Below are 12,925 nucleotides of genomic sequence, written 5' to 3' on the forward strand. Positions count from 1 at the left end.
GCCTCACTCACCCTTGAGCCTCGCTCGCAGCTTTTTCTCAAGCCGGCCCAGACGATCGACCGAAGTGTTGATCTGCGTCTTAACATCGCGCAATTCGACCAGCAGCGCGTTGATGTCCGGCGACAGCTCTTCCTCTTCCTCGGGGTGGGACAAACCGCCCTCGCCCTCGCCCGTCAGCAGCCAGACGATCGACACATTCAGCAGCCCCGCCATCATCGACAGCTTGTTGGCGCGCGGTTCTGACAGGTCCTCTTCCCAGCCCCGCACCGTGGGAAGCTTCACCCCCAAACGCTTGGCCAGTTGCTTTTGCGTCATGCCCGCGGCCTCGCGCGCGGCCGCGACGCGGTCGCCGAATGTGGCCGTGTCGGCCCCGTACCAATCGGTTACTGTATCTGACACCATGTTTCTCCGTTCCCGGCGATCAAGCTTGATCGCGTTGCCGCCGAAGCCTAAGCCTTCGGACATCGGAATACAAACCCCGGAGCCGCTGAAATGACTTTCCTGTCCAAGACACTCTCGCGCGTAAAACCGTCACCGACCATTGCCATATCGACGCAGGCGGCGGAGCTGCGTGCGGCCGGGCGCGACATCATCGGCCTCAGCGCCGGGGAACCCGATTTCGACACCCCCGCACATATCCGCGCCGCAGGCATCCGCGCGATCGAGGCCGGGCACACCCGGTACACCGCCGTCGATGGCATCCCCGAGTTGAAAGAGGCGATCTGCGCCAAGTTCGCCCGCGACAACGGGCTAAGCTACACCCCCCGGCAAGTCAGCGTCGGAACGGGCGGCAAGCAGGTGCTTTATAACGCCCTGATGGCCACGCTGAACCCCGGCGACGAGGTGATCATCCCCGCCCCCTACTGGGTCAGCTACCCCGACATGGTCGCGCTGGCGGGCGGCACCCCGGTGATCGTCGAGGCGACGCTTGAAACCGGGTTCAAGCTCACGGCCGAGGCGCTGGAAGCGGCGATCACCCCGCGCACCAAGTGGTTGCTGTTCAACTCGCCCTCCAACCCCACGGGCGCCGGTTATGGCCACTCGGAGCTGCGCGCGCTGACCGATGTGCTTTTGCGGCACCCGCATGTGCACGTGATGACCGACGACATGTATGAACACATCGCCTATTCGGGGTTTCACTTCTGCACCCCCGCGCAGGTCGAGCCGGGGCTTTACGATCGCACCCTGACCGTCAACGGCGTGTCCAAGGCCTATGCGATGACCGGCTGGCGCATCGGCTATGCCGCCGGCCCCGAGGCCCTGATCGGCGCCATGCGCAAGATACAGTCGCAATCCACCTCCAATCCCTGCTCGATCAGCCAATATGCCGCGCTTGAGGCGCTGAGCGGCCCGCAGGATGTGATCGCCGAGGGCGTCGCCATCTTCCAGCGGCGGCGCGACCTGGTGGTCGATGCGTTGAACGCCATCCCCGGCATCGCCTGCCCCCGCCCCGAGGGCGCGTTCTATGTCTACCCCTCGATCCACGGCCTGATCGGGCGCAAAACCCCGCAGGGCCGGGTGATCGACAGCGACGAAGCGTTCGCCTCCGCGCTGCTGGAGGACACCGGCGTCGCGGTCGTGTTCGGCGCCGCCTTCGGCCTTTCACCGCATTTCCGGATCAGCTACGCTGCGGCGGATGATGCGCTCCAACAGGCCTGCACCCGCATCGCGGCCTTCTGCGCGAGCCTGAGCTGAGGAGACGGGAATGAGTGGCGATCTGCCTGACTACTTCTTCCGGGTGCGCGAAAACGGGGCCTTCGTGTTTCGCGTCGATAGCGAAAACCGCCAGCGCCGGATCGAGATGGACCAGATCGCCGTGGTCAACATCCGCAACGGAGATATCAAGCCGCACGGCGACCGGCAATTGTCAGACGCGGACCTCGGCGCGATCCAGGACTGGATGCAGGACCGCCGCCAGGTCCTGGCCGAACGCGAGATGGACGATATCCACCGCGCGGTGGATTACCTCAACATGACCGCCCACTGGGCCCAGTCCCGCGCCACCGAGGCGCAGCTTGAGGATGTCACCGACGATCTGCTCATGGCGATGCACGATCTGCGCACCGTCCTGGTCCGCAAGAAGGCCGAGCGGATGAATATCACCTGACCTGCGGGCAGGGCGGAGGGCGCGGCGGGGGGCGCTGCCCCCCATCGCCTGGCGGCGAGTCCCCCCGGGATATTTTTGGCCAGAAGATGCATGCGAAGGGAGGCGTGCCGCCTCAGATCGCGGCCTTGCGCACCTCTTCGAGGTAGATCTCGCGCAGGCGCGGCGCCACCGGCCCCGGTTGCCCCGTGCCGATCGGCGTGCCGTCCAGGTCGATCACCGGCGTGACGAAGGCGCTGGCCGAGGTGATGAACGCCTCGTCGGCCTGCTTGGCCTCGTCGATGGTAAAGGCGCGCTCTTCGACCTCCATCTGCGCCTCGCGCGCAAAGCGTAGCACCGCCGCGCGCGTGATCCCGTGCAGGATGTCGGTGCTCAGCTGTCGGGTGATGATGCGACCGTCCTTGACGATGTAGGCGTTGTTGCTGGTGCCCTCGGTGACGTGGCCATCCTCAATCATCCACGCGTCATCGGCGCCGGCGGCCAGCGCCATCATCTTGCCCATCGATGGGTAGAGAAGCTGCACCGTCTTGATATCGCGCCGGCCCCAGCGCAGATCGTCGATGCTGATCACCTTGATGCCATTGCGGCCCGTCGCGCTATCTGCAAGGCCCGGCTTGGACTGTGTGAACAGCACCATCGTCGGCGCTGTCGCCTCGGGGTCGGGGAACACGAAATCCCGGTCGCCCGGCGCCCCGCGCGTGACCTGCAGGTAGATCATCCCGTCGCTCAGATCGTTGCGCCGCACCAGTTCGCGGTGCACCTCCAGCAGCTCCGCCATCGTGATCGGCAGCGCCGGCATGTCCAGTTCGGTCATCGACCGCTCTAGCCGCGCGGCGTGGCCGTCGAAATCAATCAGCTTGCCGCCCAGCACGCTGGTCACCTCGTAAACCCCGTCGGCCATCAGGAATCCGCGATCAAAGATCGAGACGGTGGCCTGCGTTTCCGGCATATACTCGCCGTTGACGTAAACTGTGCGCATGGGTGCTCTCCTATCCCCAGAGGCTCGCCGCGGGCGGGTGCACGCCGGCGGCATCGTATTGCAAATGCTCCTCGCGGTCTTCGGCCAACAGAAGCGGCCCGTCAAGGTCCGTCACCATCGCCCCCTGCGCCACCAGAACCGCCGGCGCCATCGCCAGCGAGCTGCCAACCATGCAGCCCACCATGATGCGATAGCCCTGTCGCGCAGCCTCTTGCCGCAGGGCCAGCGCCTCGGTCAGGCCGCCGGTCTTGTCCAGCTTGATGTTGACCACGTCATACTTGCCCGCCAGCCCCGGCAGGCTAGCCCGGTCGTGACAACTCTCGTCGGCGCACACGGGCACCGGCCGTGCCATCCCGCGCAGCGCCTCGTCCTCGCCCGCCGGCAAGGGCTGCTCGACCAGGGCCACGCCCAGCCGCTGCAAATGCGGCGCCAGGTCGGCATAAACCTCGGCGCTCCAGCCCTCGTTGGCGTCGATGATGATCCGCGCCTTGGGCGCGCCGTCGCGCACCGCCTCCAGCCGCGGCATGTCGTCGGGCGTGCCCAGCTTGATCTTCAGAAGCGGCCGATGCGCATGCTCCGCCGCCTGCGCGCGCATCTTCTCAGGGGTGTCCAGCGACAGCGTATAGGCCGTCACCTCCGGCCCCGGCGCCGGCAGACCCGCCAGCTCCCAAACGCGCTTTCCGGCGCGCTTGGCCTCCAGGTCCCACAACGCGCAATCCACCGCGTTGCGTGCAGCGCCCGCCGGCAGCAGATCGTAGAGGCCCGCGCGGTCAAACTGCCCCGGCAACGCCTCGATCTGCGCGCTGACACTGTCCAGCGTCTCGTCGTAGCGCGCATAGGGCACGCATTCGCCCCACCCGGTCACGCCGCCGTCGCTGATCCGCACGGTCAACACCTCGGCCGCGCTGCGCGAGCCGCGGCTGATGGTGAATACCTGCGCCAGCCGAAAGGTATCCCGCGTTACCGAAACCTGCACGCCCTGCTCCTTCATCTTGCTCAAAAATACTCCCGCCGGAGGCGCCGCCGGCGCCCCCCTTGCGCGGGCCCCGGTTACAGCGCGGCCAACGCTTCGGCCAACCGCTCCGCCCCGTGGCGATAGGGATCGACCGTCGGCAATCCCAGCCGCGCCTCGATCTTTTCGCAATAGGCGCGCGCCTCGTCCTCGCTCATGTGTTGGGTGTTGATCGACACGCCGACCACCTGGCACTCGGGGTTGGCCACCCGCGCCAGCGGCAGCGCCATGTCGCGCAGCGCCTCCAGTGACGGCAGGGCATAGCCCGGCAAGCCGCGCATGTGGTCGCGTGTCGGCTCGTGGCTCAGGATCAATGCATCGGGCTGCCCGCCATGGATCAGCGCCATCGTCACCCCCGAATACGACACGTGGAACAGGCTTCCCTGCCCCTCGATCACGTCCCAGTGGTCCGCGTCATTGTCGGGCGTCAGCCACTCGATACTGCCGGCCATGAAGTCGGCCACCACCGCATCCAGCGGCACACCGTCGCCGGTGATCAGGATGCCGGTCTGCCCGGTGGCGCGAAAGGTGCTTTTGATCCCCTGCGCCCGCAGCGCCCGGTCCAGCGCCAGGCCGGTATACATCTTGCCGACCGAGCAATCCGTGCCCACCGCCAGCACCCGCTTGCCGGTGCGCTTGGTGCCGTTGGCGATGGGATAGCGCACCTCGGGCACCCGCACATCGTGCAGGGACCGCCCGCAGGCCTTGGCCACCGCCACCAGGTCAGGCTCGTCGCGCAGCAGGTTATGCAGCCCCGACGCCAGGTCGAACCCCTCCTCCAGCGCCGCCACCAGCACCTTCTTCCACGAGGCCGAGATGACACCGCCGCGATTCGCCACGCCGATCACCAGGGTTTTTGCCCCAGCGGCGCGCGCCTCCTGCAACGTCATGTCGGTCAGGCCCAGGTCGGCGCGGCAGCCCTCCATGCGGAACTGCCCGACCGCGTTATCGGGGCGCCAGTCCTTGATGCCCTGCGCCACCTTCGCGGCCAGTTGGTCGGGCGCATCGCCCAGGAAAAGCAGATAAGGTGTCTCAATCATGTCGCGCGCCTTTCACGGAAATTCTCTGCCGCATCCTTTCGTACCCGGCACGGAATTGGTTTGCAAACCTACGCGATTTTCGCCCCAATGCGCGAGAATCTTCTGCCTTTTCCGCATATTTCAGGACAATCTTGCGCTGATCCGACGCATCGCGCCGCGCACGCCCCGAGTCGCGCCGCAGCGCGGCGCAAATGCCGCGACCGCGAAACCTGCTTGCGCTTGAGGGCGCAATTTAATAAGGCTCGCCACCACGAAAACGACATTTCCTTACCCATCCCTGACCCGTCAGAAAGGTGCCCAGATGAGCTTTCGCATCCAACCCGGCCCGCCGGCCCGTCCCAACCGCTGCCAGCTCTTCGGTCCCGGCTCGCGTCCCGCGATCTTTGAAAAGATGGCCGGCAGCGCCGCGGATGTGATCAACCTCGACCTTGAGGATTCGGTCGCCCCCACCGACAAAGACACCGCCCGCGCCAACATCATCGAGGCGCTGGACGATGTCGATTGGGGCCGCAAGACCATGTCGGTGCGCATCAACGGCCTCGATACCCCCTATTGGTACCGCGATGTGGTGGACCTTCTGGAACGCGCGGGTGAACGGCTCGACCAGATCATGATCCCCAAAGTCGGCTGCGCCGCCGATGTCTACGCCGTTGACGCGCTGGTCACCGCGATCGAGCGCGCCAAGGGCCGCCAAAACCCCATCAGCTTCGAGGTGATCATCGAATCCGCCGCCGGCATCGCCCATGTCGAGGAGATCGCCGCCGCCTCGCCCCGCCTCGAGGCCATGAGCCTCGGCGCCGCCGATTTTGCGGCCTCCATGGGCATGGCCACCACCGGCATCGGCGGCACCCAGGAAAACTACTACATGATCCACGAGGGCGCGAAATACTGGGGCGACCCGTGGCACTGGGCGCAAACCGCCATCGTCGCCGCCTGCCGCACCCACGGCGTGCTGCCGGTCGATGGCCCGTTCGGCGATTTCTCCGACGACGAAGGCTTTCGCGCGCAGGCGCTGCGCTCGGCAACGCTGGGCATGGTCGGCAAATGGGCGATCCACCCCAAGCAGGTGGCGCTGGCCAACGAGGTGTTCACCCCCTCCGACGCCGCCGTCGCGGAAGCGCGCGAAATCCTCGCCGCGATGGAAGACGCCAAGGCCAAGGGCGAAGGCGCCACCGTCTACAAGGGCCGCCTCGTGGACATCGCCAGCATCAAGCAAGCCGAAGGCATCGTGCGCCAGGCCGAAATGATTGCCGCCGGCTGACACACCACCCCCGGCGGGGCACGCAGGCCGATAGCGCCGTCGCCTCCGGCGGGAGTATTTTAGGCAAGATGAAGGGCATCTTCTGGCTCTAAATATCCCGGGGTGATTTGGCCGTAGGCCAAGAGGGGCAGCGCCCCTGCCCCACCCGTCACGCGGAGGGGACGCCGCCGGCCATGCGCGACAGCCAGCCGCGGAACCGCAGCAGCATGAACACCCCCGCCAGCGCCAGCCCCGCCGCAAGGCCCAGCCACACGCCGACCCCGCCCCAGCCAAGCACAAAGCCCAGCACATAGCTGATCGGGATGCCCACCGCCCAATAGGACAGCGCCGCGATCACCATCGGCACGCGCGTGTCCTGCACCCCGCGCAGCAGGCCCAGCGCGATCACCTGCGCCGCGTCGGCCACCTGGAACAACGCCGCCGCCGCCAACAGCCCGACACCGATGGCGATCACCGCGCCGCGCTGAGGGTCATCGGGCGACAGGAACAGCCCCATCAGCCAACCCGGCAGCAGCACGAACGCCGCCACCGTCAGCGCCACCACCGCGCCCGACAGCGCCAGCACCACCGCCGCGCCGCGCTTCAGCCCCTCGCCGTCGCCGCGGCCCATCGCCCGGCCCGCGCGCACCGTCGCCACGTTGCTCAGGCCCAGGTGCACCATGAACATCACCGACGTCACCTGTAGCGCGATGCCATGCGCGGCCAGCGGCAGCGCGCCCAGCCATCCCATCATGAAGGATGACGCCGCGAACAGCCCCATCTCGGCAAGGTTGGTGATCCCGATTGGCCAGCCAAGGCGAAACACCTGGCCGAACGCCTCCCAGTCGGGGCGCCACAGGCGTATGAACAGCGCATGCTCCGGCGTCGCCCACGCCGCGTATCCCGCCAGCATCAGGAACGACACGGTATTTACCGTGGCCGAGGCCACCGCCGCCCCCCGCACGCCCAACTCGGGCAGGCCCCAGTTGCCGAAGATCAGCGCGTAATTGATCACGATGTTCACGGCCACCGCGCCCACCGTCACCCACAGCACCACCTGCGTGCGCTCCAGCGCGGCCAGATAGGACTTGAGAACCATCACCAGCAGCGCCGGCAGGATCCCCGGCCCCGCGATCAGCAGATACCCCTCGGCCAGCGCGGCGATGCGCGGCTCCTGCCCCAAAAGCGCGAACAGCGGCCCCGACCAGATAAACAGCGGCAGCACCGCCACCCCGAACAGCGCCGATAGCCACAGCCCCATCCGCGTAACGCGCCGCACCCGCGCCTGCGCGTCCGCTGCCTCGGCCTCGGCCACCATCGGCATCACCGCCCAGGCAAAGCCCGATCCCATGATGAACAGCACGAAAAACAGCGTCCCGGCCAGTACCTCGGCCGCCAGCGCCTCGACCCCGTACCAGCCCAGCATCACCGCGTCGGTCAGTTGTACGGCAAACTGCGCCACGTGACTGCCCACCAGCGGCAGCCCCAGCACCAGCGTCGCGCGCAGGTGTTCGCGGTATGTGATCGCTTCGCTCATGCCAATCGACTAGCGCGCATTCGCCCCGGCGGAAAGCCAAATTCGCGCCGCGCGAAGGGCTGGCGGGGAGAGTGGGCCAATAGGCCGGTGCGTGGCTCCGGGCGCGACGTGAACAGAGGGCTGCGCCCGTCTGAGTAGGCACTTTCGCGTGCCGGTGACGCGCCGTCGCGCACGTGCGCCGCCAATCGCCCCTTGCATCGTCGCGCCGCCATCCCTTCAATGGCGGGCACGCACGCGCAACCGAGCACGCGCAGCCAACGGAGGGCGACCATGACCAGCCATTTCGCCACCCTCGGCGGGCAACGGTTTCACTATCTCGCATGGGGCCCCTCGGATGCACCCGTGATGCTGTTGCTGCACGGGTTTCCCGAATATTCCGGCGCATGGGCCGACCTGGTGCCACACCTTTCGGGGCGCTATCGCTGCATCGCCCCCGATCAGCGCGGCTATGGCCAAAGCTGGGCCCCGCCCGAGGTGTCGGCCTACGGTGCCGGCGCGCTGGTGGGCGATATGTGTGCCCTGCTCGACCATGTCGCGCCCGGACAGGCGGTCACCGTGGTCGGCCATGACTGGGGCGCGGCGGTGGCCTATGCGCTGGCGATCCGCGAGCCTTCTCGCGTGGCGCGGCTGATCGTGCTCAACGGCGTGCACCCGGCGCCGTTTCAACGCGCGCTGGCCGCTGGCGGGGCGCAATCGCAAGCGTCGCAATATATCGAGGCACTGCGCACTGATGGCTCGGAAGAACGCCTTGCCGAGAATGATTTCGAGGGGCTGATGCGGCTCTTTTCGGCCCATATGGACCTATCGTGGATGACGCCCGAGAAAACCGCCGCCTACAAGGCCGAATGGGCCCGCCCCGGCCGCCTGCGCGGCATGATCAACTGGTATCGCGCCTCGCCGCTGCGGGTGGCCAAGCCCGGAGAGCCGATCACCGACCTGCCCGAAATGCCCCCAGAAAAGTTGCGCGTGACGATGCCGCATCTACTGATCTGGGGCGACAAGGACACGGCGCTTTTGCCGGAAAGCCTAGAGCATTTGGAGAGTTACGCTCCCCATCTCACCGTGAAACATATCCCAGACGCCGATCACTGGATCTGTCATCAGCAGCCCAGGAAAGTGGCCGCCCTGATCAACGACTGGATGCGATACGAGGCCGATCAGCCCTCATAAAACGCCGATCTCGGCCAGCGCCGCCGACAGCTCGCTGGGCAGGGCATCCTCGTCGTCGCGCTGGCTGGTCAAGTCCGCCGGCGCGTCCTCGGGCCTGAGATAGCGCCACCCCTGGAACGGCCGCCGCGTGGCCTGCCCGGTGCGCACGATCTCGGGGTTCAGAACGATCGCGCAGCGCCTGATCCCGTCCTCGCCGATCACCTCGTCGAGGCGCAGGATTTTCTGACGGCATCGGATCGCCCCCTTGATGACCCAGTAGATCGAGCCGCCCGCCAGGATCTCTTCCTCGCGGCGGGGCCACATCCGGGTCACGTGGCGCGGCAATCCATCCGCCCCCTGCGCCCGGCCGGAGGCCTGCCAACGGGTCAGCCCCTCGACATCCTCGGTGCCGACCGACAGCTTCAGAAGGTGAACATGAGACGCGGGTTTCATGCGCCAAATCTAGCGCCTGTAGCGCGCGAGGCAACCACAAGATGCGGTGCGGCGGAGTCACGCGGTAAAAATCTTGGCTGGCAGACGAGGCCCGGATCGCGTATAAAGACCCTCCCGCCGGGGCTGCCCGGCGCCGCGCCCGCCCCCAAACGACGCACACGTTCAGGACCGCTGCCATGACCCGATTCGCCGCCCCCATCGCCGAACAGATCTGGGACATGAAGTACCGCTTCAAAAAACCCGACGGCACCCCCCTGGACCGCACCGTCGAGGATAGCTGGCGCCGCGTCGCCCGCTCCCTCGCCAAGGTCGAGGCAGACCCGGCCCACTGGGAAGACGTGTTCTATTCCGCGCTGGAGGATTTCAAGTTCCTGCCCGCCGGCCGCATCACCGCCGGCGCCGGAACCGAGCGCGACGTGACCCTTTTCAACTGCTTCGTGATGGGCACCATCCCCGATAGCATGGGCGGCATCTTCGACATGCTGAAAGAGGCCGCCCTGACCATGCAGCAGGGCGGCGGCATCGGCTATGATTTCTCGACCATCCGCCCCCGCGGCGCCGAGGTGAAGGGCGTCGGCGCCGACGCCTCCGGCCCGCTCAGCTTCATGGATGTCTGGGACGCGATGTGCCGCACCATCATGTCCGCCGGATCACGCCGCGGCGCGATGATGGCGACGATGCGCTGCGATCACCCCGATATCGAGGACTTCATCGGCGCCAAGGCCGACGCCGCCCGCCTGCGGATGTTCAACCTCAGCGTTCTGGTCACCGATGCCTTCATGGAGGCGGTCAAGGACGACGGCCCTTGGGAGCTGCAGTTCGACGGCAAGGTCTTTCATACCATCCAGGCGCGCGATTTGTGGAACCGCATCATGCAGTCCACCTACGACTACGCCGAGCCGGGGGTGATCTTCATCGACCGGATCAACGAGGCCAACAACCTGAATTACTGCGAGACGATCTCGGCCACCAACCCCTGCGGCGAACAACCCCTGCCGCCCTACGGCGCCTGCCTGCTGGGGAGCATCAACCTCGCGCGGTTGGTGCGCGATCCGTTCACACCGGGTGCCGCGCTGGACCACGACGAGATGACCAAGCTGGTCGCGACCGCCGTCCGGATGATGGACAACGTGGTGGACGTCTCCAAGTTTCCGCTACCCGAACAGGCCGAAGAGGCCCGCAACAAGCGCCGCATCGGCCTGGGCGTGACCGGCCTTGCCGATGCCCTGCTGATGCTGGGCCTGCGCTATGGCAGCGACGACGCCGCCGCACAGACCGGCAACTGGATGCGCGCCATTGCGCATGCGGCCTACCATGCCTCGGTCGACCTGGCGCGCGAGAAGGGGGCGTTTCCCCTGTTCGACGCCGAGAAATTCCTTGCCTCCGGCACCATGCAGCGGATGGACGATGACCTGCGCGAGGCGATCCGTACCCATGGCATCCGTAACGCCTTGCTGACCTCGGTCGCGCCGACGGGGACGATCTCGCTCTATGCCGGTAACGTGTCCTCGGGGATCGAGCCGGTCTTTGCCTACACCTACACCCGCAAGGTCCTGCAAAAGGACGGCTCGCGCACCGAGGAAGAGGTCGAGGATTACGCCGTGCAAATGTGGCGCGACACCCACGGCGAGGCCCCCCTGCCCGATCATTTCGTCAACGCCCAGACCCTTGCCCCGCTTGACCACGTCAAGATGCAGGCCGCGGCGCAGGAATGGGTCGACAGCTCGATCTCCAAGACCATCAACTGCCCCGAGGATATCTCGTTTTCGGCGTTCAAGGACGTCTACATGCAAGCCTATGAGACCGGCTGCAAGGGCTGCACCACCTACCGCCCCAACGACGTGACCGGCAGCGTGTTGAGCATCAGCGAAGCCGCGGATCAAGCCCCCGGCGAGGCCCCCGAACAGGGCGTGAGCGAGATTGCAGGCGAGGGCGGCGAGGTCGTCTACATGTCCGAACCGCTTGAGCGCCCGCCCGAGTTGGAAGGCGCGACCTACAAGCTCAAGTGGCCCGATAGCGAGCACGCCATCTACCTGACCGTGAACGACATCATCATCGGCGGCCACCGTCGCCCCTTCGAGGTGTTCATCAACTCCAAGAACATGGAGCATTTCGCGTGGACCGTGGCGCTCACGCGGATGATCTCGGCCGTGTTCCGGCGCGGCGGCGATGTCAGCTTCGTGGTCGAGGAACTGAAAGCCGTGTTCGACCCGCGCGGCGGCGCCTGGATGAAGGGGCGCTACATCCCCTCGATCCTGGCCGCCATCGGCGGGGTGCTGGAACAGCACATGATCTCGATCGGCTTCCTTGAGGGCGAAGGCAAGGGCCTCAAGACAGACCCGCAAACCCTGCAAGACACCGCCACACCCCCGCGCGGCCGCGCCTGCCCCAGCTGCGGCCAATACGGCATGCGCATGATCGAAGGCTGCATGACCTGCCCAAACTGCGGCCACAGCAAATGCGCCTGACCCCGGGCGGGCGGTTTTATTTATCCCCACTACCAATTAGTGGCCACCGGCGGGGTTGAAATGTCTATTTCGCAAGCAAATGAGATCCATCGGACGAACAGGCCCGATTTTCCAATATTTCTGCTGTTTTTGGCGTGAACGCAGGCTTGACTATGTCCAGAGTATTGGGAGCCGGAAACAGACGACAGAAACGCTTTTCGAAATTGTTCTTGGGTTTGGTCATGGCCGGTAGCACTGCTCGGCTTGTACGCGCCCGTTGCGGTTTGTCAGTTCGCCAGGATGAGTGCGTCAGCTACCGTTTCGAGGTCTGACCATGAAGTTGAAGCTCAATATCGGGTAGGCATTTAATTACAAATGAAAAAGGGCGGCTTTCGCCGCCCTTCGTCGATGATTTCATTTATCCCTTGCGACGATCGCCAACTGCCCAACGCGCCCTCGATGCGCGCACATGCCTGCAAGGCTTCGTGCCGCGAATGATGGCCGTCACAGAATTGATGTCCGTAGGTATCTGCGCCGGTGTTTTCGATCTCGTAGCCCAGCGCCAGGAATGCCTCGTGTGCCGCTCGGGTCAGTCGAGCCGGATTTCTGGGCGATGTCATGACGGTGACACCCGCGATCTGTCGCCCACATTTCGTGTAGTGGACCTGTCGCGGTTTGGTGCCGCTCCTTTGATAGCATAATGTGCAGCAAAGGAGACGAACTATGGGCACAGGAAGAACGGATGAATTTCGCAAAGACGCGGTGCGAATTGCACTGACCAGCGGGCTAACACGGCGTCAGGTTGCCGACGATCTTGGTGTTGGGCTTTCGACGCTGAACAAATGGGTGACGGCTCACCGCGACACGGATGTGGTATCAGTCGAAGATCGCGAGCTTGCGCGGGAGAACGAACGGCTTCGGCGCGAGAACCGTATCCTCAAGGAGGAGAGGGATATATTAAAAA

At 65.8% G+C, this 12,925-nt stretch carries 13 protein-coding genes; 6 read left to right on the top strand and 7 right to left on the bottom strand.

Annotated features, from left to right (window positions below):
* Window positions 1-3: 3 nt before the first annotated feature.
* Complete coding sequence (locus tag G568_RS0109040) at window positions 4-402, bottom strand: helix-turn-helix domain-containing protein (protein WP_026757717.1); 399 nt, start codon at window positions 400-402, stop codon at window positions 4-6.
* A 90-nt stretch (window positions 403-492) separates the two neighbouring features.
* On the opposite strand from G568_RS0109040, the gene G568_RS0109045 reads away from it, so the two are divergent.
* Together G568_RS0109045 and G568_RS0109050 are read left to right on the top strand one after the other, a co-directional pair.
* Window positions 493-1,695, top strand: a complete 1,203-nt coding sequence (locus G568_RS0109045; protein WP_026757718.1) for a pyridoxal phosphate-dependent aminotransferase — start codon at window positions 493-495, stop codon at window positions 1,693-1,695.
* Between the two features lie 10 nt (window positions 1,696-1,705).
* On the top strand, window positions 1,706-2,107 hold the full coding sequence (locus tag G568_RS0109050; RefSeq protein ID WP_026757719.1) for a hypothetical protein: 402 nt from the start codon (window positions 1,706-1,708) through the stop codon (window positions 2,105-2,107).
* Window positions 2,108-2,219: 112 nt separating this feature from the next.
* On the opposite strand, the gene G568_RS0109055 is transcribed toward G568_RS0109050, so the two are convergent.
* Genes G568_RS0109055 through dgcN form a run of 3 tightly spaced genes read right to left on the bottom strand, consistent with a single transcriptional unit; the run spans window position 2,220 to window position 5,135 of the window.
* The gene (locus G568_RS0109055; protein WP_026757720.1) at window positions 2,220-3,083 is read right to left on the bottom strand and encodes a D-amino-acid transaminase; all 864 of its coding nucleotides are present in this window, start codon (window positions 3,081-3,083) and stop codon (window positions 2,220-2,222) included.
* A 10-nt stretch (window positions 3,084-3,093) separates the two neighbouring features.
* Complete coding sequence (gene dgcA / locus G568_RS0109060) at window positions 3,094-4,074, bottom strand: N-acetyl-D-Glu racemase DgcA (RefSeq protein WP_405050596.1); 981 nt, start codon at window positions 4,072-4,074, stop codon at window positions 3,094-3,096.
* A gap of 59 nt (window positions 4,075-4,133) precedes the next feature.
* Entirely contained in the window at window positions 4,134-5,135 is a 1,002-nt protein-coding gene (gene dgcN, locus G568_RS0109065) for an N-acetyltransferase DgcN (protein WP_026757722.1), read from the bottom strand.
* A 301-nt stretch (window positions 5,136-5,436) separates the two neighbouring features.
* Between dgcN and G568_RS0109070 the strand changes: the two genes are divergently transcribed.
* Entirely contained in the window at window positions 5,437-6,396 is a 960-nt protein-coding gene (locus G568_RS0109070; protein WP_026757723.1) for an L-malyl-CoA/beta-methylmalyl-CoA lyase, read from the top strand.
* A gap of 148 nt (window positions 6,397-6,544) precedes the next feature.
* Here G568_RS0109070 and G568_RS0109075 read toward each other — a convergent pair whose 3' ends face one another.
* Window positions 6,545-7,912: an MATE family efflux transporter gene (locus G568_RS0109075; RefSeq protein ID WP_026757724.1), complete on the bottom strand. Its 1,368-nt coding sequence runs from the start codon at window positions 7,910-7,912 to the stop codon at window positions 6,545-6,547.
* A 270-nt stretch (window positions 7,913-8,182) separates the two neighbouring features.
* Here G568_RS0109075 and G568_RS0109080 point away from each other — a divergent pair, with 270 nt between their 5' ends.
* Window positions 8,183-9,082, top strand: a complete 900-nt coding sequence (locus G568_RS0109080; protein WP_026757725.1) for an alpha/beta fold hydrolase — start codon at window positions 8,183-8,185, stop codon at window positions 9,080-9,082.
* Here G568_RS0109080 and G568_RS0109085 read toward each other — a convergent pair.
* On the bottom strand, window positions 9,077-9,514 hold the full coding sequence (locus tag G568_RS0109085) for a DUF1489 family protein (protein ID WP_026757726.1): 438 nt from the start codon (window positions 9,512-9,514) through the stop codon (window positions 9,077-9,079). The two genes, G568_RS0109080 and G568_RS0109085, sit on opposite strands and share 6 nt — an antisense overlap.
* A gap of 176 nt (window positions 9,515-9,690) precedes the next feature.
* Here G568_RS0109085 and G568_RS0109090 point away from each other — a divergent pair, with 176 nt between their 5' ends.
* A complete protein-coding gene (locus G568_RS0109090; RefSeq protein WP_026757727.1) occupies window positions 9,691-11,982 on the top strand; it encodes an adenosylcobalamin-dependent ribonucleoside-diphosphate reductase in 2,292 nt (763 codons plus the stop codon).
* A gap of 344 nt (window positions 11,983-12,326) precedes the next feature.
* Here G568_RS0109090 and G568_RS0109095 read toward each other — a convergent pair whose 3' ends face one another.
* Window positions 12,327-12,581 (bottom strand): hypothetical protein, encoded by a 255-nt coding sequence (locus tag G568_RS0109095; protein WP_026757728.1) that lies wholly within the window; start codon window positions 12,579-12,581, stop codon window positions 12,327-12,329.
* Between the two features lie 103 nt (window positions 12,582-12,684).
* Here G568_RS0109095 and G568_RS0109100 point away from each other — a divergent pair.
* Window positions 12,685-12,925: transposase (locus tag G568_RS0109100; RefSeq protein ID WP_026757729.1), on the top strand; the 241-nt coding region annotated here is incomplete at its 3' end.

Source organism: Sediminimonas qiaohouensis DSM 21189 (assembly GCF_000423645.1).
GTDB classification, from domain to species: Bacteria; Pseudomonadota; Alphaproteobacteria; order Rhodobacterales; family Rhodobacteraceae; genus Sediminimonas; species Sediminimonas qiaohouensis.

Coding starts and splice junctions, on each gene's coding strand:
- G568_RS0109090 (WP_026757727.1), top strand. CDS start 9,691: ATGACCCGATTCGCCGCCCCCATCGCCGAACAGATCTGGGACATGAAG.
- G568_RS0109055 (WP_026757720.1), bottom strand. CDS start 3,083: ATGCGCACAGTTTACGTCAACGGCGAGTATATGCCGGAAACGCAGGCC.
- G568_RS0109085 (WP_026757726.1), bottom strand. CDS start 9,514: ATGAAACCCGCGTCTCATGTTCACCTTCTGAAGCTGTCGGTCGGCACC.
- G568_RS0109045 (WP_026757718.1), top strand. CDS start 493: ATGACTTTCCTGTCCAAGACACTCTCGCGCGTAAAACCGTCACCGACC.
- G568_RS0109040 (WP_026757717.1), bottom strand. CDS start 402: ATGGTGTCAGATACAGTAACCGATTGGTACGGGGCCGACACGGCCACA.
- G568_RS0109070 (WP_026757723.1), top strand. CDS start 5,437: ATGAGCTTTCGCATCCAACCCGGCCCGCCGGCCCGTCCCAACCGCTGC.
- G568_RS0109095 (WP_026757728.1), bottom strand. CDS start 12,581: ATGACATCGCCCAGAAATCCGGCTCGACTGACCCGAGCGGCACACGAG.
- G568_RS0109050 (WP_026757719.1), top strand. CDS start 1,706: ATGAGTGGCGATCTGCCTGACTACTTCTTCCGGGTGCGCGAAAACGGG.
- dgcA (WP_405050596.1), bottom strand. CDS start 4,074: ATGAAGGAGCAGGGCGTGCAGGTTTCGGTAACGCGGGATACCTTTCGG.
- dgcN (WP_026757722.1), bottom strand. CDS start 5,135: ATGATTGAGACACCTTATCTGCTTTTCCTGGGCGATGCGCCCGACCAA.
- G568_RS0109080 (WP_026757725.1), top strand. CDS start 8,183: ATGACCAGCCATTTCGCCACCCTCGGCGGGCAACGGTTTCACTATCTC.
- G568_RS0109075 (WP_026757724.1), bottom strand. CDS start 7,912: ATGAGCGAAGCGATCACATACCGCGAACACCTGCGCGCGACGCTGGTG.